This is a genomic window from Streptosporangium saharense (genome assembly GCF_014203715.1).
GTDB lineage: Bacteria > Actinomycetota > Actinomycetes > Streptosporangiales > Streptosporangiaceae > Streptosporangium > Streptosporangium saharense.
Genome location: NZ_JACHJP010000012.1, coordinates 158,329 through 181,966 on the forward strand (window position 1 = coordinate 158,329; position 23,638 = coordinate 181,966).

Genomic DNA, 23,638 nt, shown 5'->3' on the forward strand with positions numbered 1-23,638 from the left:
AGGTGGGAAGCCTTGCGCCCGGGACACAAGGGTTTGTGCCCATGTGGAAAGACCCCACATCCGTGTGGGAAGACCTTGAGCCCGTGTGGGAAGACCTGCGTCCGGGTGGTACGGCTTCGCACCCGTGGAGGAAGATCGCAGGTGGGGGAAGGCGTGGTGTGTCCGGGGTCACCGTACGCCTTCGCTTCGTGTTCACCGGGGCTTAGGGCTCAGGTCGTTCGGCGTCGATAGCTTCCGGATCTCGTCATGGACCAGGTCGTAAAGGAAAGCGTCATGTCACGTCCCCTCATCGCCGCCCTCGCCACCGCGGCGGCGCTCACCGTCGCCTTCACCGGCGCGGTCGCCGCCCCCGCCGTCGCCGCTCCCAAGGACAGGGCACCGCGGGTCACCTCCGACGTGACGTTGCCCGCCCCCGCCCTCGCGGAGTTCGAGCGCGGGCTCGTCGAGGACGACCGGGGCGTGAAGCTGGGCGGCGTCGGCAGCGGTCTCTACCCCGCGGGCCGTCCCGGCGAGTACTGGATGGTCACCGACCGCGGCCCGAACGGCGAGCCGAAGATCGACGGCGAGAAGCGCCGCACCTTCCCGGTTCCCGAGTTCGCACCCGCCATCGTGCGCGTCGCCGTACGGCACGGCAAGGCGAGGATCGTGAAGGCGATCACGCTGAAGAAGTCCGACGGCACGCCCATCACCGGCCTGTCGAACCAGGAAGGTCACGACGAGGTTCCCTACACCTGGGACGGCCTGACCGAGCTGCCCTACGACCCGAACGGGCTGGACACCGAGGACATCGTCACCGACGGGCGCGGCGGCTTCTGGCTGGTCGAGGAGTACTCGCCCTCCCTGGTGCACGTGGCGGCCAACGGGCGGATCCTCGCCAGGTACGTGCCCAAGGGGCTCAAGCTGACCGGGGCAGGCTACCCGGTCCACGAGACGCTGCCCGCGGTCTTCGCCACCCGTCAGCAGAACCGTGGCTTCGAGGCGCTGGGCATCTCGCCCGCCGAGCGCGCCCTCTACATCGCGGTGCAGAGCCCGCTGGCCAACCCCGACAAGAAGGCGGGCAAGGCGTCGAGCGTCGCCCGCATCCTGCGCGTGGACCTGCGCACCGGGCGGCCGACCGCCGAGTGGGCCTACACGATGGAGAACGTCGCGACCTTCGACCCCAAGGCCGAGCAGGGCGACATGAAGATCTCCGCGCTGAACGTGCTGAGCCCAGGGCGGCTGCTGCTCCAGGAGCGCACCGACGCGCTCGCCCGGCTGTACACCGTCGACGTGCGCCGGGCGACGAACCTCCTGCGCGGCCCGCACGACGACCCGGCGACCACGCCCTCCCTTGAGACCTCCCTTCCCAAGGGCGTCACCGTCGCGACCAAGTCCCTGGCCGTCGACCTGGCCGCCATCCCCGGCCTGCCCGGCAAGATCGAGGGCGTCACCGTCCTCGACCCCAGGACCATCGCGATCGCCAACGACAACGACTTCGGCCTCGGCTCCTTCGGCGAGGACGGCCGTCTGGTCGACTCCGGTGTCGCCAGCCGCATCCTGACGATCAGCCTTCCCCGTCCGCTGCGGTAACCCCTGTTCCCTCCTCCCATCGACCCCCGTGGGCCGCCGAACCCCCTCCCGGCGCCCACGGGGGTCGTCGTCTTTCTCCCTCGGAGGAGTACTATTCGCGCGAGAACCTCAATATTTATTGACGTCTGGAGGGAGGAGGGGATGGGTGACCTTCCGACTGAACTCACCGTCGGGGAACTCTCCTCACGCAGCGGTGTCGCGATATCCGCTCTGCATTTCTACGAGCGGCAGGGGCTCATCACGAGCCGGCGCACGCAGGGCAACCAGCGGCGCTACCGGCGCGACACGCTGCGACGGGTGGCGCTGATCCGCGTCGCGCAGCGCGTGGGGATCCCGCTGGCCGAGATCGCCGTCGCCCTGGAGGACCTGCCGAGCGCGCGTCCTCCCACGCGGCAGGACTGGGAGCACATGTCAACGCGGTGGCGTGACCAGCTCGACGCCCGCATCCGCGAGCTACAGAAGCTGCGTGACAACTTCACCGACTGCGTCGGATGCGGATGCCTGTCGATCGACCGCTGCCCGATGGCCAACCCGGACGACAGGCTCGGCAAACTCGGCTCGGGTCCCCGGCGCCTCCTTGAGGGGGTGGGCGAGGCGAAGCGGACGGCGGCGGAGGAGGTGGTGCGGTGCTCCTGCTGACGGATTCGTGGAAAGCGCTCAGCCGATATCCCGTTCATAATTCAGGGAGGTTTTGAGGGTAATTTCCCGGCCGACCGGAATCGTGCGGAAACGCTTTCCCCGTTCCAGGGGGCGCGGGGCGCTGGACTCTGACGCGGTGTCAGGCCGTACAAGGAGAGGCATGCCAACAGACATGGAAGCCGCGCTGGCCGGGATCGTGCGCGCGGGCAGGGCACCGGGCCTGCACGGGGTGGTCGTCACCCGTGGAGAGGACCTGGTCTTCGAACACTACGGTGAGGGGCCGGACGTCGCCTGGAGCGGCCCCCTCGGCACGGTCACGTTCGGGCCTGACACCCTCCACGACCTCCGGTCGGTCACCAAGAGCGTCGTCGCCCTGTTGTACGGCCTGGCCCTGGCGCGCGGCCACGTCCCCGACCCCAAAGCGCCGTTGTACGCATATTTCCCGGAATATCGTGATCTAGCGGGCCGTACCGGATTGACGGTTGGGCACGCGCTGACGATGACGCTGGGGCTCGAATGGGACGAGAGCGTCCCCTACACCAGCACGGCCAACAGCGAGATCGCGATGGAGACGGCGCCCGACCGCTACCGGTACGTCCTGGAGCGGCCGATCGTCGAGGATCCGGGCACGACCTGGCGGTACTGCGGCGGCGCCTCTGCCCTCGTCGGCGGCCTCATCGCCAGGGGCACCGGCGTGCCGCTTGAGGAGTTCGCGCGCACGGCGCTGTTCGAGCCGCTCGGCATCACGGCCTTCGAGTGGGCCAGGGGCGACGACGGCGTCGCGGCGGCGGCCTCCGGACTCAGGCTGACCCCGAGGGACCTGGCCAGGATCGGCCGTCACGTCCTGGAATCAGGCTCCCCGTGGGTCTCCCGCATGCTCACGCCGTACGTGACGATCGGGGAGGGGCTCGACTACGGCTACCAGTGGTACCTGGGCCCCGACTGGGTCGGTGGGTTCGGCAACGGCGGGCAACGGCTGTACCTACGGCCGGACCTCGGACTTGTCGTCGTCGTGACCGCGGGCCGGTACAACCTGCCCGACGACCACGCGACCTCGGCCACCGTCCTCGACGAGGTGGTGCTGCCCGCTTTCGCCCCTGGACGTTAGGCCGGATCGAGGAGGCCGGGCACCGCCGACAGGTGGGACAGGCGGGGGCCCGCCCAGTCGTGCTCCCTCGGCTGGGCGTCCGCGCCCTCCCAGTCGTCGGCGTAGAGCATGAACGCCGTCATCCCGCAGGCCGTGGCCCCGGTGAGCTCGCGCCCACCGCCGTCACCCACGTACAGGCACTCCTCGGGCGTCACCCCGAGCCGCCGCGCGATCAGCAGGAACAGCTCGGGGTCGGGCTTGCGCCTGCCGACCTCGCACGACAGGACCGCCGCGTCCACCAGAGGGGCGAGCGGCAGCTCGGGCCACGCCGTCGCCAGCTCCGCCGTACAGTCACTCAGGACACCGACGGCCAGGCCGCGCTCCCGGACCGCGCCCAGCGTGCCGAGGGCGTCGTCGCGCAGGGCGAGCAGCTCCCGCTGGGCCCCGGTACGGGCGGCGCACGCCGCGGTGAGGGCGGCCTCACCGGGATCGACGCCGCAGCGGCGGGCGAGGGTCAGCAGGGTGCTCCTGAGATCTCCGAGGGAGCCGGTGGCCCGCTCGGCGAAGGAGGAGTCGAGGGCGGCCCGCCAGACCGGGACGGGAATGCCCAGCGGGGCGGCGCTGCGGGCCGCGTGCTCGTCCCAGACGTGCTTCGGGGTCGACGGGGTGAGCGTCCCGTAGAAGTCGAAGATCACTGCGCTGAACGGCACCGGGTTCTCCTCCAAAGCGGCGTCAGGGGTCAGCGGTAGACGGCGATGGCGGCCTCGCGGGTAAGGGTCTCGACGATGCCGACCACCTCTTTGATCATGGGGGAGTGCTCGGCGGCGATGGCGCGCAGGCGGACGACGAGCTGACCGGACGGCTGGCCGAGATAGAGCGCCGCATCCACCTCCAGCACGCCGACCAGGCCGCACAGCGCGGCGCAGCGCGCGTCCGGCGGCTCCCTGCCCTCGGCGGCGGCGCGCACCCCCGAGCAGGCCCGCACCACCCACGCCATGTCGGTGATCTCGTGGCGGGTCTGCGAGAGCAGGCCCATGCGGCGCCTGGTCACCTGGGCGAGGGCGCCCGCGGTGACCAGGCTCGCCTGGGTGTGCCGGTAGACGTCCCCGGCCGCCTGCTTGATCCAGGTCCTGACGTCCCCACCGGAGCGGTCCTGCCGGATCATGGGCAGGAAGCCGTCGACGACCGCGTCCCCGAGGGGAGTGTCGTCGGCGAGGGAGCCCCTGCCCCCGGAGACGGTGACGCGTTCGCCGATGACCAGTTCGAGCAGCGCGGCCCCGGCCAGTCCGAGGGCCATCGACGAGGGATGGGCCAGGGGTCTGCCCGACTGCTCGTGGGCGATGAGGTACAGCTCCTGGGGGAGCGGCAACCCGTTCATCCGGTGGTCGTCCTTTGCGTCCAGAACGGGCGTGCCTACACCGACCGCTCGGGAACCGGCAGGTCGGGCAGGGAGGGGCCGCGGCCCATGGCGTACAGGGCGGCCAGGACCACGGCGCCGAGGGCGAGCCAGACCAGGCCGACCGTCTGCGCCATGACGTTGGCGTTGATCACGACGAAGATCAGGATCGCCATCCCGACGAGTGGCGCGACGAGGTGCGACAGGTAGTCCGTCGAGCGCATCCGGACCACGTAGTGCGTGATGACCGAAACGTGCAGCACGACGAAGGCGACAAGCGCGCCCATGTTGATCAGACTGCCGAGCAGGCTGACGCCGTCCTCCCTGGTGGACATCCATACCCCGAGCCCGACGGAGAGCCCGGCGACGAGCAGGATGGCGTTGGTCGGCACCGAGTTCCTGACCGAGACCCTGGCGAGGAAGGACGGGAGCTGCCGGTCACGCGCCATCGCGTAGAGCAGGCGGGAGACGGCGACCTGGGCGACCAGGGTGTTGGCCAGTCCCCAGGAGATCGCGGTCGCCGTCGAGGCGATGCGCGAGAGCGTCTCGCCGCCCGCGACGGCCGCCGCGTCGTAGAAGGCGGTGTCCGAGGCTGCTGCAGCAGGGCGTCGGGGTTGGGCACCAGCAGGGCGGCGACCCAGACCTGTGCGACGAACAGCACGCCCGCCAGGATCAGGGCCAGCCGCATGGCCCTGCCGACCTGGGCGGAGCCGCCGGTCGACTCCTCGACCAGCATGCTGATCCCGTCGAAGCCGAGGAAGGACAGCACGGCGATGGAGACCGCGCCGAACACGACGGGCCAGGAGAAGGTCTCGGGGTTGAACAGCGGGGCGAAGCTGAACTCCCTGCCCCGGCCCTCCAGGAGAGCCCAGACGCCGATCACCAGGAACAGTGCCAGTACGGCCAGCTCGGCGGCGATCATCACCTTGGTGAGCGTCATCGTCATCCGGATGCCGCGAAGGTTGATCACGGTGTTGACGGCCACGAAGGCGAGCAGCCACAGCCACACCGGGATCTGCGGCACGGTCGAGTGCATGGCGATCGAGGCGACGAGGTACAGCAGGCACGGGGCGAGCACGTAGTCGAGCAGGATCGCCCACCCGGTCATGAAGCCGACCGGCGCGGAGACGCCCCGGCCCGCGTAGTTGTAGACCGAGCCGGACAGCGGGAACGCCCTGACCATCTGCGCGTAGGAGGCGGCGGTGAACAGCAGCGCGACCATGCCCACCAGGTAGGTCAGGACCGGCATGCCGCCCGAGGTGAAGTAGACCGATCCGAAGATCGCGAACGGCGCGATGGGCACCATGAAGATCAGGCCGTAGAACACCAGGTCGGCCAGGCCGATCCCACGACGCAGCTCCTGCCGGTATCCGAACCGTTCGATGCTCTCCTGCGGCTGCACGACAGCCTCCTGTGGCGTCATCTGTCAATGTGCGGGCGCGCCCGCCCGCCCGGGGGGTGGATGACGGACGGTGGCGGAGCGTGTCCGGTGATCCTTCCGTAGCGCACGGAATGCCGCAAGCGCGTACCATATATCGGCATATTTTCCACTTAAGGGGCGCTTATCTGGCGGCTCCGGACGGCCGATGGCACGCCGGGACAAATGCTCTCAGGCGCCCGGCGAGAGGGCCAGGTCGAACCAGACGCCGACCTCGTCACTCAGGCGCAGCGCGCCGAACAGGGCGGAGTACGGCTTGACGCCCCACCGGCTCTGCGTGATCGTGACGGACCCCCGCACGCGCCCGTCCGCGAGCAGGGCGTCGATCGTGACGGGCCGGGTGACACCGGCGAGGGTGAGGTCGCCCTCGACGCGGAACGCCTCCGCGGTGCCCTCGACCAGGGAGGACCGGAAGGCGATCACCGGGTGCCTCGCGGTGTCCAGGACCTTCTCCCCGATGTTGCGCACGATGTCCCGCCGGTCGGCGTCGCTCAGGGGCTTGACCCCGCCGGTCCCCTCGCGCACCGCGAACGAGGTCGCGTCGACCTCGACGGACACCGAGGAACGGGCCGGATCCTCCGGATCGACGACCGCCTCGCCGTGCCAGCGGGTCACCTCGATCGTCAGGTCGTGCCCCGCCCTGGCGCCCAGCCCGGTGCGGGTCGTGCGCACCAGCAGCGGACCGTTGTCCGGGCCCAGCGGGTAGGTGTCCACCTCCCCAGGCTAACCCGGCCCCGGTCGTCGCCGTTCGGGGGAACCGTAGACTTGGCGGCGGCGCCGCGCGGGGACGAAAGGGGCAAAAACCGCAATGCCGGTGTCGCGCCGAATCGTCCCGTCCCCGGCAGGCGGCAGTTCTCCGCCGCGCCGACCGACCCTGGAGGCCCCCTGGAGGCGTCGTGCGGGTGCTGCTCATCGACAACTACGACTCGTACACCTTCAACCTGGCGCAGCTCATGGCGCGGGTCTACGGGCGGATGCCGGTCGTGGTGCGCAACGACTCCACCGAACTGCGGGAGGCCGACCCCGCCGACTACGACGCGATCGTGGTCTCACCCGGTCCCGGCAGGCCACAGGAGCCACGGGACCTTGGCCTGACCGCGGACCTGCTGCGCGCGACCCGCCTGCCCGTGCTCGGCGTCTGCCTCGGCCACCAGGCCCTCGGCTGGCTGACCGGCGCCGAGGTCGTGCCCGCCCCCGAACCGCGCCACGGCCACGTGGACCGGATCAGGCACCTGGGAACGGACCTGTTCGCCGGGATCCCGCAGGACTTCGCCGCGGTGCGCTACCACTCGCTGTGCGTCGAGCCCGCGGGGGCGCCCGACCTCGTCACCACGGCCTGGGCGCGGGATGGGGTGACGATGGCGCTGCGGCACCGTACCCGCCCCTGGTGGGGCGTGCAGTTCCACCCCGAGTCCATCGGTACTCAGTACGGCTCCCGCCTGGTGGAGAACTTCGCCACCCTCACCAGGGAACGGATCTCCCTCACCGTGTCTCCAGGAGGGCGCGGGGCCGTACTCCCGCAAGAACATGAGGCGGTGCCCTCGCGGGAGCGCGACTCCGTGACTTCGCGGGAGCGTGACCTCGCGTTCTCGCCGGAGCCTGGGGGTGATACCCAGGGGGCGTACGGCCCGGCGGCCTCGTCCGTGTCTCCCCAGGAACACGAGTCGGGCCGGTGGCGGCTCAGGGTGCGTACCCTCCCCTTCGAGGCCGACGCCGAGCTGACCTTCCGCCGCTGGTTCGCCGCGAGCCCCTCGGCCTTCTGGCTGGACAGCAGCCGGGTCGAGCCCGGTCTGTCCAGGTTCTCCTTCGTCGGCGACGGGGGCGGCCGTCACGGTGAGACGCTGCGCTACCGGGTCGGGGACGGGAAGGTCACCTCGACGCGTCCCGACGGCACGACGACCCACCTGCCCGGCTCCGTCTACGACGTCCTCGCCCTGCGGCTGGCCGAACGCGCCCTCGACGGAGACCACGGGCTGCCCTTCGACCTCGACGGCGGATACGTCGGCTACCTGGGCTACGAGATGAAGGCCGAGTCCTCCGGCGCCGCCGTCCATCGCTCCGACCTGCCGGACGCCGTGTGGATCTCGGCCACCCGCTTCGTCGCGATCGACCACCTGGAGGGGCGCACCCATGTGGTCGCGCTGGCCGGACCCGGCGCCGGGGACGCGCGGGAGGCCGACCGGTGGGCCGACCTGGTCGCTGCGGACCTGCCCGTCCGGGAAGCGCCGACGGGGCCCGTGCCGTACAGGCCGGAGGAGGAACCCGACGTCGAGCCGTGGCTGGCCCGCTCCCGGGACGGCTACCTGGCCGACGTCGCCGAGTGCCACCGCCTGCTGCGGGCGGGGGAGAGCTACGAGATCTGCCTGACCACCACGGCGCGCCTGCCGTACACCGGGGATCCGCTGGACTTCTACGCGCGTCAGCGGCTGCTCAACGCCGCGCCGTACGCCGCCTTCCTGAAGTGGGACGGGCACCGCGTCGCGTGCTCCTCGCCGGAGCGCTTCCTGCGGATCACTCGCGACCGGACAATCGAGTCGAAACCCATCAAGGGTACGGCCCCGCGTGATCCCGACCCCGTCCTCGACAGTCTCGTCCGCGACAACCTGGCCAGGGACCCCAAGTCCCGCGCGGAGAACCTGATGATCGTGGACCTGCTCCGCAACGACCTGGGACAGATCTGCGAGGTCGGCACGGTCGAGGTGCCGAGCTTCATGGCGGTCGAGTCGTACACGACCGTTCACCAGCTGGTCTCCACCGTGCGGGGCAGGCTGCGCGAGGACGTGGACGCGCTGACCGCCACCCGGCACTGCTTCCCCGGCGGTTCGATGACGGGAGCGCCGAAGATCAGGACCATGGAGATCATCGACAGGCTCGAAGGCGCGCCCAGGGGGATCTACTCGGGGACACTCGGCTACTTCGCGCTCGGCGGCGCCGCCGACCTCAACATCGTGATCCGTACCGCGGTGATCGGCGACGGCCACCTCACCGTGGGCGCGGGCGGGGCCGTCGTGCTGGACTCCGACCCGGTCGCCGAGTACGAGGAGATGCTGCTGAAGGCCAGGGCGCCCCTGCGCCCCCTCCCGGCGACCGACCGGGCCCACGCCGGATGAGGCCGTAGCCCCGGGCATAGCGGTAGGACATGGAAAAACGTTGGCTACCCGTTCCCAGCAGGGCGCGGACACTGTGGGAGAAACCCCCAGAAGGAGCCACCGTGAAGCGCGCCACCGCCGTCCCCCTCATCCCCATTTCGTACGGCACGCCGCCCGCGAGCGCCGGGGTCGTCTCCCGGGCGGTCGAGACCCCTATCTGGGAGCCGGGGCACTCCTGCCGACTGGGCGACCTGATCGTCTACGACGGCCACATCTACCGCTGCCTGGCGAGCCACGTGTTCGTCACGGGCTGGGAACCGCCCAACACCCCCGCCCTGTGGCAGCTCGTGAAGTAGTGGTCCGCGCTTCTGGAGCCTTGGCCCGGGCTATCCGTGAGCGGTGGCATGCTGGAGGACCGGCGACCACGAGGAGCACGCGATGACCCTTCCCCCCAGCACCCGGCGCACCCCCCTCGACACGGAGGAGAGGACCCGGGCGGAGTCGGGCTTCGTCCCCCTCGTCGCCCACCACCTCACCACCGACGGACGCTTCCGCGTCTCCGCCGACACCCCGGAGATGGTCGAACTGTTCCAGTCGGTCGCCCGCAGGGTGGGGGAAGTGCTCCAGCGCCCCGTGACCAGCTACGCCAACGGCAGATACATCGTCATCACCTTCGCCCAGGAGTCCCTCCCGCAGCCCTGACGCCTTCAGTCATCCTTCGCCTGATTGGCCGAACGCGAGCGACAGCACCGGGAGAGGGGCAAACTCCCTGACCCCTGACGTTTCCCGCCGCGCGTAGAGTGTGCCTGGCTCCACTCGACCCTCTCGCGCCTGGCATCCGAATGACCTTCGCTGAGCTCACAGGAGGACCGTGATCTTCACATGAAGTACGTCGATCTCGATGCGACGATCACCCTTCCTGGCGGTGTCATCGACGGTGTCATCGATCCGTCCACGTATCTGAAACGGCTCCCCGATTTCGCGGAGGAACTGCCGCCGGGCGCCCGCGCGTTCGCGACCGATCCCCTGCACTACGACTTCTACGGTCCGCGATGCATGAAGGACCTCGCCCTGGAACGGATCTCCTTCACGGGAAACACCGTGGAACTCGCATTCCGGCACAACTGCTGGAAACACCAGGAGGATCTGACCATCCACTACGAGGGCGTGTCGGACATCAAACTCGACAGCGCCGCTCTTCCCAATGTGGTGATTCTCGACGAGATTCTTCCTCATCCTCACGGCTGCACCCACGAAATCGCTCTTCGGCCAGGAACAATCATCCTGACCTGCCAGGACCTCACCGTCACCTGGACGGAGACCCACTGTCCGGAAGACCCGGCCTCCGGCGTTTCCCGTGGCCCCGAGCACGGAATTCCGCCGCTTTCCTCTCCGTAGTGTCAGCGCGGCAAATCATGTTCCGCTCGCGCGTTCGGTTTCTCTTTTACCGGGGTGAGCCGGTTCGAGTCCGGTAGTCCGCGGCGGCTTCGTGCGTTCGGCGCCACGCAGTGGCGATGAGCCCCGGAAGGGACGGTAGGGTCGGCTGTGTGAAGTGATGACGACGCACCGAGACGTATGACGCCCTTCGGCGTCCGTTCGGTGTGCCCGTGATGAAACCGGTATCCACTTCACACGATCGGACTCTCGATGACCGACGACATGTTTCTCGACTCTGTCGCTGACCGGCTCGCGGGGTTGCCCGCCGTACAGGCCGTGACGCTTGGTGGTTCGCGCGCTCAGGGGACTCACGCGGCGGACAGTGACTGGGACCTGGCGATTTACTACCGGGGCGGTTTTGATCCGGCCGATCTGCGTGCTGTCGGGTGGCCCGGGGAGGTCTCCGAGATCGGCGGGTGGGGCGGCGGGGTCTTCAACGGGGGAGCGTGGTTCACGATCGACGGTCGGCGCGTCGACGTCCACTACCGCGATCTCGACGTCGTCGAGCACGAGATCGCCGAGGCCCGGCAAGGGCGTTTCCGCTGGGAGCCGCTGATGTTCCACCTCGCGGGCATCCCCAGCTATCTGGTGGTCGCCGAACTCGCCACCAACCGGGTGCTCCGTGGAAGCCTGCCCCGCCCCGAGTATCCGCGGGCGCTGCGCGAGGCGGCCCCACCGGTGTGGCGTGGCCGCGCGACCATGACACTCCGCTACGCCGAGGCCTCCTACGCCCCACGCGGCCAGGTCACCGAGGTCGCGGGAGCACTGGCCACCGCCGCCATGAACACCGCGCACGCGGTGCTGGCGGCACGTGGCGAGTGGGTCACCAACGAGAAACGCCTCCTGCGGCAGGCGGGTCTGCGCGACCTCGACGTGATCACAGCCGGACTGCGGCCGGAGCCCGACACCCTCCTACGGTCGATCAGGGCGGCGGAAACCCTGTTCGAGACTCAGGATTCAGGCTCCGGCCGGTGAGAACGCGGAGTCAGCCCAGGTCGTCCCACTGTTGGAGGAGGTGGGTTGTGGCCGCGGCGGGGGCGGTGAAGGACCAGCGGCCCGGGGGGAGGTTCAGGGCGCAGGAACCGTCGGGCAGCCTGGTGGTCGGCAGTTGCTCGCTGAGGCCCATGAGGAAGGTGCCGTTGACGGTCATCCCGTCCCACGCGCCGTGGACGGGCAGCACCGCGCGGGCGGTCACGCCCTCGGGGACGGCGAAGGTGAACTGGACCCCGTCGGGACCGGCCCGCCAGCCCGACTCGACGGTTCCTGACGCGCTGTCGTAGCGGGCGTGCGCCTGGCGCAGCAGCGGGACGGGGCCGGGTCGCAGCAGCAGCTCGCCGAAGCCGCCACCCGTCCCGCGCGGGTCGTCGCCCAGGCCCGCCACGTGCCGGAACAGCCAGTCGCCCACGCAGCCGTAGGCGTAGTGGTTGAAGGAGTTCATGGTCGGCGTCTGCAGGCCGTACCGGTGGTGCCAGGCGTCCCAGCGCTCCCACATGGTCGTCGCCCCGGCACGGAGCTGGTAGCGCCAGGACGGGTAGCCCTCCTGGTTGAAGATTCGGCTCGCCAGGTCGTGGTGGCCGGTCTCCGACAGCACGGGCAGCAGCAGGGGGGTGCCGACGAAGCCCGTCATGAGCCGGTGCCCGTCGGCGCGGACCAGCTCGGCCAGCGCCTGCGCCGACGCGGCCCGGTCCTCGGGCGGGACCAGGTCCCAGGCGAGGGCGACGGCGTAGCCGGTCTGCGTCTCGGTGTGCAGCCTCGGCCCGTTGAGGAAGGCCCGCTGGAAGGCGCCGGAGACGCGGGTGAACGCCTCGCCGTACTCCGGCGCGTGCGGTTCGCCGAGCACGTCGGCCACGTGCGCGACCAGGCGGAGGCTGCGGGCCAGGGCGGCGGTGGAGATGAGGTTCCTTGGCGTCTCGACCGTGCCGGGGGCCAGCCAGTCGCCCAGGGCCCTGCCCGGTCTGATGCCGCCCTCGGCCTGGGCCAGGCAGTAGTCGATCCACCGGCGCATCGGGTCGTACGCGCGGCGCAGCGTGTGGTCGTCGCCGTAGCGCCGCCACAGCAGCCACGGCACCTCGACCAGCGCGTCGGACCACACGGGGGCGTCGTATCCGTACTCCGGCAGGACCGGCGCGACGTGCGGGACCGCGCCGTCGGTCCGCTGCCCGTCGATCAGCGTCGTCACCCAGCCGGACAGGAACGCCTGCGTGTGCCGCAGGAAGCTGAGCGTCGAGCCGAACACCGAGATGTCGGCGGTCCAGCCGGTCCGCTCGTCGCGCTGCGGGCAGTCGGTCGGCACGCTCACGAGGTTGCCGTCCGCCGACGCGCCGATGTTGGCGACGAGTTGCCGTACGGCGGGATCGCTCACGGTCAGCGAGCCGGTGACCGTGAGCGCGGAGGACAGCAGCACCGCCTCCAGGTCGTCCGGCGTCAGCGCGCCCGGCCAGCCGGTGACCTCCGCGTAGCGGAACCCGTGCAGGGTGAACGCGGGCTCCACGACGTGCGAGCCGGGATCGAGGACGAACTCGTCACGTTGGTCCGCGGTGCGCAGGTTGTCGGTGTAGAGCCGCCCGGACGCGGTCAGCTCCTCCCCGTGCCGAACCACGATCCGTACGGGACCCGGCGCGTCGACGCGCAGCCGTACCCGACCGACGACGTTGCGGCCGAAGTCGGCCACCTGGACGCCCGGCGCGGGTTCGGTCACGGAGACGGCGGGGACCGTGCCGATCACCCGGACCGGGGGAGCGGGGTCGGCCTCCACCAGGATCTCCGGGGCGGCCGCCGCCTCGGCGGGTCCGGTCTCCTGAGAAGGGGCCTGGACGGTCTCGCCCATCACCAGGTCGGCGCGTGGGCGGCCGAGATCTCGCCGGGTCCAGGCCGCGTCCGTGGCGAACACGTGGCGGACCCCGTCGTCGTCCCGCACGAGCACCTGGGCGCTGACGGCGGGCCGGTCGCCGTAGCGGCGCGGCCCTCCACCGGCGACGTGACCCGCGTACCAGCCGGGAGCGAGCCACAGCTCAAGCTCGTTCTCGCCGGGGACGAGCAGCTCCGTCAGCTCAAGCAGTCGATACCGTGTCCGGTGGCCGTAGTCGGTCCAGCCGGGAGCCAGCTCCTCCGCGCTCAGCCGTACCCCGTTGAGCAGCGCCCGGTAGACGCCGAGCGCGGTGGCGGCCAGCCAGGCGCGCCCGGGAGCGGGATGCCACGTGAACGACCCGCGCAGGCTCACCGCCGCCCGGGGGTCGCCCGCCAGCCAGGGGGCGTCCCACTCACCGCGCGCCCGCAGGCCCGTCGTGAACGCGCCGGTCGCGTGCCCCTCCACCCTCCAGGTGTACGGCGTGAGCGGCGCCAGCCACTCGCCCGGCACGTCCACGGTGTGAGATCCGGCGGGTACGGCTGACCGCCATATCTCGCGTCCGTCGGAGGACACCACCACGGTGGCCTCCCCGGGCAGCCGGGCGTTCCACGACAGCCGGGGTGACGGCTCGTCCACCCCTACCGGGTCCGCGAGACCGCACGTCAGGCCCGCCAGTGAACCGGGCGGGGCCGTACGGACGAACGGCGCCTGCGCGCCTGAGACCTGCACTCCGAGCACCCCCGAATCCCGGTTCACGCATCGAGCCCGGTGGTGAAGGCGTTGTGCAGACCGTCCACGTCGACGCCGGACAGGCTCGGCGCCATCACGTTGATCAGCAGCACGAAGCACGCGTCCTGCTCCGGATACATCCACCACTGGCACCCCGAGGCGCCGCCGTGCCCGTACAGCCGCCGTTCGAGCAGCCCGGGAGCCGAGTGGCGCAGGTTCCAGGTGAGGCCCCAGTCCTGCCCGGCGTTGACCGGGTCGGGCTGCAGCTTGACCAGGCCCGTCGTCTGCGGGGTCGTCATGGCGGCCAGGGTCGTCGGGTGAATCAGCCCTCGGTCGCCGCGCAGCAGCGCCCCGCCCAGTGCCAGGAGGTCCTCGGCGCGGGAGAACAGCGCCCCGGCCGGGTGGCGGAGCCGTACGAACCTGTCGAAGTCGAAGCCGGGCCCGAGCAGGTCGAGGCCGTGGACCTCGGCAGCGTCGCACGCCGGGTCGAACGTGATGCGCCCGCCGCCGGGCACCAGCGTGTTCAGGTCGGAGTCGACCAGGTCGGCCAGGTCGCGGCCCGTGACGTCGCGGACCATCTCCGCGATCCCGGCGAAGGCCAGGTTGGAGTAGTGGCTGAGCGCGCCCGCCTCGAACAGCGACGGCGCCGTGACGAGGTGCTCCACCAGGTCGTCGGGGGTGAGCGTCTGCTCGGCGATGCCGCCGGTGTGGGTGAGCAGGTGCCAGAGCGTGACGTCGGGCCGCGCGAAGTTCGGCAGCACGTCCCGCAGCGGGCGGCGCAACGACAGCAGCCCGCGCTCGACCTGGCGCAGGGCGAGCAGCCCCGTCAGCGGCTTGGTCACCGAGAACAGCGCGAAGTGGTCGTCGGTCCTGGTCGCCCGGCCGTCGTGCTCGCCGAACGCCTCCAGCACCTGGATCCCGTCGGAGGTGGCGGCGCCGAACACCGCGCAGGGCAGCCGTCCCTCCTTGATCTCGCGCCTGACCCAGTCGAGCGCGATGTCATGACTTGTCATCCTTTCAGGGAACCTTCCGTGAGGCCGGCCAGGACGCGTTTCTGGGCGACGACGTACACCGCCACCAGGGGCAGCGTGGTGAGCAGGACGTGGGCGAAGACGAGGTTCCAGTTCAGGCTCTGCAGGGTGCCCGAGGCGAACTGGAACAGGCTCAGCGGCAGCGTCGCGTTGGCGCTGCCCTGGAGCAGGAAGAGGGCGAAGAAGAAGTCGTTCCAGACGTTGATGATCAGGATCACGCCGCCGACGAACAGCACCGGCCGCAGCAGCGGCAGCAGGATGCGGAAGAAGACCTGCGGGCGGGAGGCGCCGTCGATGGCGGCGGCGTTCTCCAGGTCCGGGGGGAACGCCCGGACGAACCCGGTCGCCAGGAAGATCACGATGCCCAGGCGGCAGCCGGTCATCGTCAGCACGTAGCCGAGCGAGCCGCCGTCCAGCGACAGGGCGCGCAGCAGGTAGACGGTCGGGATGATCGACGGCGGCAGCAGGATCGACAGCCCCATCACGAAGTAGGCGGCCTGCAGCCACCGCGACCGGCTGCGTCCGAACGCCCACGCCGCCGCCGCGCCGAGGAGCACCACGGCCACCACGATCGGCACGGTCACCTTGAGGCTGTTGAGCAGTCCCGTGAGGTAGCCGCCCCGGTCGAGCACGATGCCGTAGTTCTCGGCGACGGCCCACGTCCTGGGCAGGCCGAGGCCGAGTTCCGCGGCCTCGCCCGCGGGTTTGAACGAGTTGACGACCACGAGCCAGACGGGTACGAGCACCCACGGGATCGCGAAGAGCGTCAGCGCCGTGTACTTGAGGATCGCTCTCATCCCGTTACCTCCCTGCGCCGCAGCCACCACACGAGGGGCACGGCGGTGGCGATCACCAGCAGCGTCACGGTGAATCCCAGCGCGCTGGCGGAGCCGAAGAAGCCCTGTCCCCACTGCTGGCGCATCACCACGTTCAGGGCCCGGGTGTGGTCGCCGGGCCCGCCGCCGGTGGTGGCGGCGATCACGTCGTAGGCGCTGAGCGCGCCCACCAGCGTGACCGCCACGTTGAAGGTCAGCGCCGGGGCGAGCATCGGGAACACCACCCGCCGGAACCGGGTCCACGGCCCGGCCCCGTCCACGGTCGCCGACTCAAGCAGCGACTTCGGGATGGAGTTGAGGCCCGCGATGTAGACCAGGGTGATCAGCCCGCTCCACTTCCACGCGTCGATGAACGCGACAGTCACCAGCGCGGTCGACGGTTCGCCCAGCCACGCCCACTCGATGCCGAGGAAGGAGTTGACCGCCCCGTCGGGGGCCAGCAGCCCGCGCCAGATGTATCCGGCGGCCAGCGGCGAGATGAGCGTCGGCAGGAAGAACGCCGAGCGGAAGATCGTGTTGAGCCGGTTGGTCCGCTGGAGGGCCAGGGCCAGCGAGAGGCTTACCGTGTTCTGGATCGCCATGCACAGGATCGCGTACAGCACGGTCACGGTGACCGCGTTGGCCAGCAGGTCCTGGTCGATCAGGGTGCGGACGTTCTCCAGCCCGTTCCAGGTGATCTCGGCTCGGAAGCTCGTCCAGGAGGAGAAGGCGAACCGGACATTGAGCAGGAACGGGGCGACGAAGAAGACCGTGACCAGCACGATCGCGGGCAGCGCCCACGGCAGCCAGGCCGCCCTGTTCCGCATCACCATCCGGGCAGCCCTGCCGCCTTGGCCGCCTGCTCGACCTGTCCCTGCAACTGGGTCGCCGCCTTCTGCGGGTCCTTCTGCCCGGCGATCAGCTCGGACATGAGCTGGGCGAGCCCGCCCATGCCGGGGATGTCGGAGTTGAAGGCGATGACGGCGCCGGTGTCGTAGGCCTTCTTGACGTCCTGCAGCACGGAGGAGACGCCCTGCGGGTTGGGCACGTCCTTGAACACGGGGAAGGTCTTGGACGCGGTGATGTACTCGTTGTAGGCCGGGCCGGTCATGAAGCGCACGAAGTCGAGAGCCGCCTTCTCCCGTGCCGCGTCACCGGTTTTCGGCAGATAGAACGTGCCAATGGGGCCGGGCGCGTAGGTCACGAGCGGCTTGTCGCTCGACAGGCCGACGAAGCCGACGGAGTCGTCCACGGTCTTCTGGTCGCCGCCCGCCGCAGCGAGGAGGGCCGGGAGCATGTCGGAGTGCTGGGCGACCATGGCGGCCTTGCCGGTCACGAGGGCCTTCATGGAGTCCTCGAACTTGGCGGTGACGATGTCCTTGTTGAAACAGCCGTCGGCCTTCAGCTTGGCGTAGGCGGTCAGACCCGCGACGAAGGGCGAGCCCGGGTCGGCCAGCGTGCTGGTGTGGCCCGAGATGGCCTTGCCGTACGCGTTGGACTGGTTGGCGCCCGCGAGGTAGAGGATGGGCAGGATCTGCACCGGCCAGATCGACCCGCCCGACTCGAAGACCGGGGTGACCCCGGCGGCCTTGAGCTTGGGGCAGGCGGCGGAGAGTTCGGCGAAGTTCGTGGGCGGGGTGAGCCCTGCCGAGGTGAAGACCTTCTTGTTGTAGTAGAGGCCGAAGACCTGGGGGAAGCCGGTGATGGCGGCGTAGACCTTGCCGTTGACGGCCCCGGCGTTCTGGTAGAGGTCACCTGACCTGGCGATGTATCCCTCGCCCGTCAGGTCGCGCAGGTTCTGGGCCGGGTTGAGGGCGAGCAGGCCGCTGACCGTCGCGTGGTACTCCAGGATGTCCGGACGCTCGCCGGTGGCCCACTTGGTCTGGGTGGTGTCCTCGAAGCCGTCGGACGGGATCGACACGAGTTCGATCCTGTGGCCGGACTGCTTCTCGAACTTCTTGTACATCTCCAGCAGCGGCGCCGGGTCCGCGCTGTTGTGCCAGAGGGTCAGTTTGACCTGGTCGGTCCCCTCCGGGGCGGACGAGCCGCAGCCGGAGAGGGACAGGGCGAGGGCGGCGCCGATCGCCGCGCCGAGCATACGGGAGGGTGCGCTCACGCCCGTGCTCCTGTTCGTGTCGGGGAGTGCTGTGTAGAACGTTCTCCATTGGTAGGGCACAGAAGAATCGTCCGTCAAGAGGTAGACCTGAGGATCAATGACAAGCTAACCTCCGTCCTCAGAAAAGCGTGTAGTTCGTTCTACGAAAACTCTGTGAAGGATGACGTGTGACGAGCCGACGGGTGACGATCGCCGATGTGGCCAGGCGGGCCGGGGTCTCCACGGCCGCCGTGTCCAAGGTGGTGCGCGGGGCCTACGGCGTGAGCGCGGAGATGCAGACCAAGGTAACGCAGGCCATCGACGAGCTGGGCTACCGCCCGCACGCCGCGGCCCGCGCCCTGCGGGGACGCACCTACACCCTCGGCGTCATGCTCTCCGACACCCGCAACCCGTTCTTCCCCGACATCATCGAGGGCGTCACAGGGCGGTTGGGCGACACCGAGTACCAGGTGCTGCTCGGCCCCGGCGGGATCGAGCCCAAGACGCAGGCCAGGATGACCGACGCCATGATCGACCGGAGCATGGACGGGCTCATCCTGATCTCGCCGGTCATGACGGACGCCGAACTCACCGCCATCGCGACGGCCATCCCGGTCGTCGTGGTGGGCAGACACGGCGGCGCCGCGGCCTACGACGCGGTCGTCGACGACGACGTGATGGGGGCGGGGCTCGTGGTCGACCACCTGGTCGGGCTCGGGCACACCCGGATCGCGCACATCACCCACCTGGAGCGGGCCCGCGCCCAGGGACTGCCGCACACGGTGCGCGCCGAAGGCTACCGCCAGGCGATGCGCGCCCACGGACTCGCCGACGACGTGCTGGCCACCTCCTTCACCGAGGAGGGCGGCTACGAGGGCGCGCGGGAACTGCTCGCGCGCGACGACCGGCCGACCGCGATCTTCGCGGGGGCCGACATCGCGGCGCTCGGCGTGCTGCGCGCCGCCGACGAGGCGGGCCTCTCGGTGCCGGAGGACCTCTCCGTCGCCGGATACGACAACATCGGCATCGCCTCGCTGAAGCGCATCTCGCTCACCAGCGTCGACCAGGACGGGCACGTGATCGGGGCGACCGCCGCCCAGCTGCTCGTCGAACGCATCGAGGGACGCTCACGATCGGTGACGTCGTCGGTGTCGCCCACGCTGATCGTCCGCGGAACCACGGGACCGCCCCGCCGCTGAGCACCGGCCGCACCTCGGGGGACGGGCGCGGGCCATGTATTGAAACGATTCATTGGAAGGACCCCCCACGTGAGACGACTCGTCGCCCTCCTCCTGTTGACAACACCGCTGGTCGTACCCGCGCAACCCGCCCTCGCCCAGACGACAGACCAGACGACCGCCCATGCCTGCCCGGTCAGGGTCGACTCCGCCGCGTTCGCCTCGGAGGCCCGCCTGAGGACCCTGGCCGAGCAGCAGGAGGCCTTCGGTCCCAGGCCGACCGGCTCCGCCGCGCACGCCGACTACGTCGACTGGCTTGAGGACGAGATGGCGGCCATCCCCGGCATCCAGCTCTCCTCCCTGCCCTACGACATCGACCGCTGGGACAACCTCGGCACCGGCCTGACCGTCGGCGGCACGGCCGTGCAGGTCGCGGCCCCCGTGCCGTTCTCCTCCTCGACCGGCGCCGGTGGCGTCTCGGCGCCGCTCGTCCACCTGGCCGCCGGGACGAACATCACCGCCGCCAACGCCGCGGGGAAGATCGTCGTCAGGGACCTGCCGTGGACCAACGTGCCCAACCTGCTGTTCTATCCGCCGACCCTCGGCTACTCCATGTATGACCCGGGCCTGACGATCAACCTGCTCGGCTCGGAGTCGATGGAGGCCCCGGCCGCCGCCGACGCCGACCTCAGGGCGGCCGCCGCCGCGGGCGCGGTGGGCGTGATCGAGGTCAGCCAGCTCCCGCACAACCAGATCCAGGGCATGTACGCGCCCTACGAGGGCCTGCCGTACGGTGTGCCGGGTGCCTATGTCGGCGCGGACCAGGGCAAGCAGATCAAGGACGCGCTGGCGGCGGGGCAGCCGGTCCAGGCGTCGCTGACCGTGAACGCCGCCTGGACGCCGACGACGACCCGTACCCTGCTCGCGACGCTTCCCGGCGGGAACGCCCAGAAGATCGTCGTGGAGAGCCACACCGACGGCATGAGCCCGGTGTGGGACAACGGCCCGCTCACCATGATCGAGATGGCCCGCTACCTGTCGTCGCTGCCGGTTGAGTGCCGTCCGCGCACCGTGCAGTTCGCGTTCGTGACCGGCCACCTCTACCAGCACCTGACCGGCCCCAACGTCCGCGAGGGCGGCGCCGGACAGCTCGCCGCCCTGCTCGACGCCGAGTACGACCAGGGCAAGGTCTCCTCCGTCGTCGTGCTCGAACACCTCGGCGCCAAGCGCTACGACGCGGTCGCCAGGCCGAACGGCCTGCCGGGCAAGCAACTTGTTGCCAACCCCACCCTCACCGAACTGCTGCTGACCCCCGTCAGCGAGAGCACGCCGCTGCGCGAACTGGTCAAGGGCCACATCCAGCACTGGGACGTACGGCGCACCGCGATCCTCAAGGGCCTGTCGGCGGCCGACCTCGGCACGGTGCCGCACCACTGCAGCTTCGGCGGCGAGGGCACGCCGTACAACCAGCATCTGCTGCCCGTCATCTCGCCCATCGCCGCGCCCAAGACACTGTTCTCGCCGCAGTTCGGTGTCAAGGCGATCGACCTGCAGGTGATGCGCAAGGCGTCGCTCGCCTTCACCGACGTCGTGCTCGACCTCGGCCCGATGGCCCAGTCGGCCGTCGCGGGCGACGTGACCGCCATGCGCCAGCAGCGCGCCTCCGGCACCCCCGGCTGCGCGTGATCCGGCGTACCGCCGTACGAGACGAAGACGGTCTGTCATCCCGAGCGCGTCCTTCGGCATGTCGTACGGCTCGCGCCGCACAAACCCCTAGGAGACCTGCGCGTCTCCGAATATCTTCGAGGTGACCATGGAGAACTTCACCCGTCGGCAGGCGTTGCGGGCAGGGGCGTTCGGCCTCGTGTCGGCCGGATTCCTGTCGTGGACCGCGGAGGCCAACGCCGCCTCCACCATCGAGACGATCTACAAGGCGGCGGGTCCGTGGCCGGTCACCACCGGCACCTCGGGCGGCCACCGCCTCTACCACCCCGCGAACCTGGGTGCCGGAGGCGTCACCCACCCGGTCGTCACCTGGGGCAACGGCTCGTGGGCCACCCCCGACAACTATCCGGGACTGCTCAACCACCTCGCCTCGTGGGGCTTCGCGGTGGTCGCCTCGACCGACACGACCACGGGCACCGGCGCCGAGATCCTCGCCGCCGCCCAGCACCTCGTCGGCCTCAACACCGACTCCGCCAGCGTCTTCCACGGCAAGCTGGACACCGCCCAGGTCGCCGCCGTCGGCCACTCCCAGGGCGCGGGCGGGTCCGTCAACGCGGCCAACCACTCCGCGGGGCTGATCAAGACGGTCGTGCCGATCGCCGTGCCCGCGCAGTGGATGGCCAGCCCGGGGGACGAGTTCTCCGTCGCCAGCCTGACCTGCCCGGTGCTCTTCCTCAGCGGCGCGAACGACTGGCTGATCTCCTCGGCCGGGACCGTGCAGGGCTACTACGACCAGGCGACCGCGGGAGCGGGCAGGGCGCTGCTCAAGGGCGCCGGGCACAACGACATCCAGAACGGCGGCGGGGGTTTCCTCGGCTACGTGACCGCCTGGCTGAGGTACCGCCTCATGGCCGACACCCAGGCCAGGGGAGTGTTCGTCGGCGCCGCCGCCGAACTCCCCACCAACACCGCGTGGCAGAACCAGGCTCTCAAGAACCTCACCTAGCATCCACCGACCGGAGGTTGTGACATGCAGTCCTATTCGAGCGCGGTGGCGCCGACCCCGCTGCTGGGCGAGACCATCGGTGACAACTTCGAGCGGGCCGTACGGCGCTTCGGCGACCGTGAGGCGCTCGTCGACGTGCCCTCCGGTCGCCGCTGGACCTACGCCGAACTCGACGCCGAGGTGAACCGGCTGGCCCTGGCGCTGCTCGCCTCCGGCATCGCCAAGGGTGACCGGATCGGCATCTGGGCCCCCAACCGCGCCGAATGGGTGATCGTCCAGTACGCCACCGCGAAGATCGGCGCCATCCTCGTCAACGTCAACCCCGCCTACCGCAGCCACGAGCTCGACTACGTCGTCAGGCAGTCGGGCCTGCGGCTGCTCGTCAGCGCGCTCACCCACAAGGGCAGCGACTACCGCGCGATGGTCGAGGAGATCGGGTTCGCCGACGTCGTCTACCTCGACGACCCCGGCTGGGACCGGCTGCTCGCGCTGACCGTCCCCGAGGAGCGGCTGCGCGAGCGCATGGCGTCGCTGGGCGCCGACGACGCGATCAACATCCAGTACACCTCCGGCACGACCGGCTTCCCCAAGGGCGCCACGCTCTCGCACCACAACATCCTCAACAACGGGTTCTTCGTCGGGGAGCTCCTCCACTACGACGAGCACGACAGGGTCTGCCTGCCGGTGCCCTTCTACCACTGCTTCGGCATGGTGATGGGCAACCTCGGGGCCACCTCCCACGGCGCCTGCGTGGTCATCCCCGCCCCCGGCTTCGACGCGGAGGCGACGCTGCGCGCCGTACAGCAGGAAAGATGCACCTCCCTGTACGGCGTGCCGACCATGTTCATCGCCGAGCTGGCCCTGGCGGGGCGCTACGACCTGTCCAGCCTGCGCACCGGCGTCATGGCGGGCTCGCCCTGCCCCGTCGAGGTGATGAAGCGCGTCGTCACCGAGATGAACATGGCCGAGGTCGCCATCTGCTACGGCATGACCGAGACCTCACCCGTCTCCACCATGACCAGGGCCGACGACAGCCTGGAGCGCCGCACCGAGACGGTCGGACGGGTGATGCCGCACGTCGAGGTCAAGATCACACACCCGGAGAGCGGGCTGGCCGTGCCGCGTGGCGAGCCGGGCGAGCTGTGCACGCGCGGCTACTCGGTGATGCTCGGCTACTGGAACGAGCCGGAGCGCACGGCCGAGGTCATCGACGCCGCCCGCTGGATGCACACCGGCGACCTGGCCACCATGGACGCCGACGGCTACGTCAACGTGGTCGGCCGGATCAAGGACATGGTCATCAGGGGCGGCGAGAACGTCTACCCGCGCGAGATCGAGGAGTTCCTGCACCGCCATCCCGACATCGCCGACGTGCAGGTGGTCGGCGTGCCCGACGAGAAGTACGGCGAGGAGCTCATGGCCTGGATCGTCATCCGCGAGGGCGGCACACCCCTGACCGCCGAGGACGTCAGGGAGTTCTGCGCGGGCAAACTCGCCCACTACAAGATCCCGCGTTACGTCCACGTCGTGGACGGGTTCCCGATGACGGTCACCGGCAAGATCCGCAAGGTCGAGATGCGGGAGGAGGGAGTGCGCCTGCTCGGGCTCGGTTAGCG

Annotated in this window: 21 protein-coding genes and 1 pseudogene; 12 read left to right on the forward strand and 10 right to left on the reverse strand. The window is 70.3% G+C overall.

The window, feature by feature from the left end; translation table 11 throughout:
- Positions 1–273: 273 nt before the first annotated feature.
- From FHS44_RS35850 to FHS44_RS35860, 3 genes are all read left to right on the forward strand, one after another.
- The gene (locus FHS44_RS35850; protein WP_184723761.1) at positions 274–1,569 is read left to right on the forward strand and encodes an esterase-like activity of phytase family protein; all 1,296 of its coding nucleotides are present in this window, start codon (positions 274–276) and stop codon (positions 1,567–1,569) included.
- A 141-nt stretch (positions 1,570–1,710) separates the two neighbouring features.
- Positions 1,711–2,208 (forward strand): redox-sensitive transcriptional activator SoxR, encoded by a 498-nt coding sequence (soxR, locus tag FHS44_RS35855; RefSeq protein WP_184723764.1) that lies wholly within the window; start codon positions 1,711–1,713, stop codon positions 2,206–2,208.
- A 160-nt stretch (positions 2,209–2,368) separates the two neighbouring features.
- A complete protein-coding gene (locus tag FHS44_RS35860) occupies positions 2,369–3,316 on the forward strand; it encodes a serine hydrolase domain-containing protein (protein WP_184723766.1) in 948 nt (315 codons plus the stop codon).
- Here the strand turns inward: FHS44_RS35860 and FHS44_RS35865 are convergent.
- From FHS44_RS35865 to FHS44_RS35880, 5 genes and pseudogenes are all read right to left on the reverse strand, one after another.
- Positions 3,313–4,005: an HAD family hydrolase gene (locus FHS44_RS35865; RefSeq protein ID WP_184723769.1), complete on the reverse strand. Its 693-nt coding sequence runs from the start codon at positions 4,003–4,005 to the stop codon at positions 3,313–3,315. The two genes, FHS44_RS35860 and FHS44_RS35865, sit on opposite strands and share 4 nt — an antisense overlap.
- A 29-nt stretch (positions 4,006–4,034) precedes the next feature.
- A complete protein-coding gene (locus FHS44_RS35870) occupies positions 4,035–4,673 on the reverse strand; it encodes a GOLPH3/VPS74 family protein (RefSeq protein ID WP_184723772.1) in 639 nt (212 codons plus the stop codon).
- 35 nt (positions 4,674–4,708) lie between these two features.
- Positions 4,709–5,332: an amino acid permease gene (locus tag FHS44_RS42080; RefSeq protein WP_376771638.1), complete on the reverse strand. Its 624-nt coding sequence runs from the start codon at positions 5,330–5,332 to the stop codon at positions 4,709–4,711.
- A gap of 17 nt (positions 5,333–5,349) precedes the next feature.
- Positions 5,350–6,114: pseudogene (locus FHS44_RS42085) on the reverse strand (APC family permease); the annotation flags it as partial.
- Between the two features lie 186 nt (positions 6,115–6,300).
- Positions 6,301–6,843, reverse strand: a complete 543-nt coding sequence (locus tag FHS44_RS35880; protein ID WP_184723775.1) for a YceI family protein — start codon at positions 6,841–6,843, stop codon at positions 6,301–6,303.
- Positions 6,844–7,025: 182 nt separating this feature from the next.
- Here FHS44_RS35880 and pabB point away from each other — a divergent pair, with 182 nt between their 5' ends.
- From pabB to FHS44_RS35905, 5 genes are all read left to right on the forward strand, one after another.
- The gene (gene pabB / locus FHS44_RS35885) at positions 7,026–9,239 is read left to right on the forward strand and encodes an aminodeoxychorismate synthase component I (protein WP_184723778.1); all 2,214 of its coding nucleotides are present in this window, start codon (positions 7,026–7,028) and stop codon (positions 9,237–9,239) included.
- 101 nt (positions 9,240–9,340) lie between these two features.
- The gene (locus FHS44_RS35890; RefSeq protein ID WP_184723781.1) at positions 9,341–9,574 is read left to right on the forward strand and encodes a carbohydrate-binding protein; all 234 of its coding nucleotides are present in this window, start codon (positions 9,341–9,343) and stop codon (positions 9,572–9,574) included.
- Positions 9,575–9,656: 82 nt separating this feature from the next.
- On the forward strand, positions 9,657–9,920 hold the full coding sequence (locus tag FHS44_RS35895; RefSeq protein ID WP_184723784.1) for a hypothetical protein: 264 nt from the start codon (positions 9,657–9,659) through the stop codon (positions 9,918–9,920).
- Between the two features lie 180 nt (positions 9,921–10,100).
- Complete coding sequence (locus FHS44_RS35900) at positions 10,101–10,616, forward strand: hypothetical protein (protein WP_184723787.1); 516 nt, start codon at positions 10,101–10,103, stop codon at positions 10,614–10,616.
- A gap of 249 nt (positions 10,617–10,865) precedes the next feature.
- Positions 10,866–11,630 (forward strand): nucleotidyltransferase domain-containing protein, encoded by a 765-nt coding sequence (locus tag FHS44_RS35905; RefSeq protein WP_184723790.1) that lies wholly within the window; start codon positions 10,866–10,868, stop codon positions 11,628–11,630.
- A gap of 10 nt (positions 11,631–11,640) precedes the next feature.
- Here FHS44_RS35905 and FHS44_RS35910 read toward each other — a convergent pair whose 3' ends face one another.
- Genes FHS44_RS35910 through FHS44_RS35930 form a run of 5 tightly spaced genes read right to left on the reverse strand, consistent with a single transcriptional unit; the run spans position 11,641 to position 18,194 of the window.
- Positions 11,641–14,232, reverse strand: a complete 2,592-nt coding sequence (locus FHS44_RS35910; protein WP_184723793.1) for a family 78 glycoside hydrolase catalytic domain — start codon at positions 14,230–14,232, stop codon at positions 11,641–11,643.
- A 23-nt stretch (positions 14,233–14,255) separates the two neighbouring features.
- Positions 14,256–15,245 (reverse strand): serine hydrolase domain-containing protein, encoded by a 990-nt coding sequence (locus tag FHS44_RS35915; protein WP_184723795.1) that lies wholly within the window; start codon positions 15,243–15,245, stop codon positions 14,256–14,258.
- The gene (locus tag FHS44_RS35920; protein ID WP_184723798.1) at positions 15,242–16,060 is read right to left on the reverse strand and encodes a carbohydrate ABC transporter permease; all 819 of its coding nucleotides are present in this window, start codon (positions 16,058–16,060) and stop codon (positions 15,242–15,244) included. The genes FHS44_RS35915 and FHS44_RS35920 overlap by 4 nt, the downstream gene beginning before the upstream one ends.
- On the reverse strand, positions 16,057–16,911 hold the full coding sequence (locus tag FHS44_RS35925) for a carbohydrate ABC transporter permease (RefSeq protein WP_184723801.1): 855 nt from the start codon (positions 16,909–16,911) through the stop codon (positions 16,057–16,059). Before FHS44_RS35925 ends, FHS44_RS35920 begins: the two co-directional genes overlap by 4 nt.
- Positions 16,905–18,194: an ABC transporter substrate-binding protein gene (locus tag FHS44_RS35930; protein WP_184723804.1), complete on the reverse strand. Its 1,290-nt coding sequence runs from the start codon at positions 18,192–18,194 to the stop codon at positions 16,905–16,907. Before FHS44_RS35930 ends, FHS44_RS35925 begins: the two co-directional genes overlap by 7 nt.
- Before the next feature lie 167 nt (positions 18,195–18,361).
- Here FHS44_RS35930 and FHS44_RS35935 point away from each other — a divergent pair, with 167 nt between their 5' ends.
- The 4 genes from FHS44_RS35935 to FHS44_RS35950 all read left to right on the forward strand — a co-directional run bounded on the left by FHS44_RS35935 (position 18,362) and on the right by FHS44_RS35950 (position 23,636).
- The gene (locus FHS44_RS35935; RefSeq protein WP_184723807.1) at positions 18,362–19,372 is read left to right on the forward strand and encodes a LacI family DNA-binding transcriptional regulator; all 1,011 of its coding nucleotides are present in this window, start codon (positions 18,362–18,364) and stop codon (positions 19,370–19,372) included.
- A gap of 69 nt (positions 19,373–19,441) precedes the next feature.
- The gene (locus tag FHS44_RS35940) at positions 19,442–21,037 is read left to right on the forward strand and encodes a zinc-binding metallopeptidase family protein (RefSeq protein ID WP_184723810.1); all 1,596 of its coding nucleotides are present in this window, start codon (positions 19,442–19,444) and stop codon (positions 21,035–21,037) included.
- 127 nt (positions 21,038–21,164) lie between these two features.
- Positions 21,165–22,022 (forward strand): poly(ethylene terephthalate) hydrolase family protein, encoded by an 858-nt coding sequence (locus FHS44_RS35945; RefSeq protein WP_184724120.1) that lies wholly within the window; start codon positions 21,165–21,167, stop codon positions 22,020–22,022.
- A gap of 24 nt (positions 22,023–22,046) precedes the next feature.
- Entirely contained in the window at positions 22,047–23,636 is a 1,590-nt protein-coding gene (locus tag FHS44_RS35950; RefSeq protein WP_184723814.1) for an AMP-binding protein, read from the forward strand.
- The last annotated feature ends 2 nt before the right edge of the window (positions 23,637–23,638 follow it).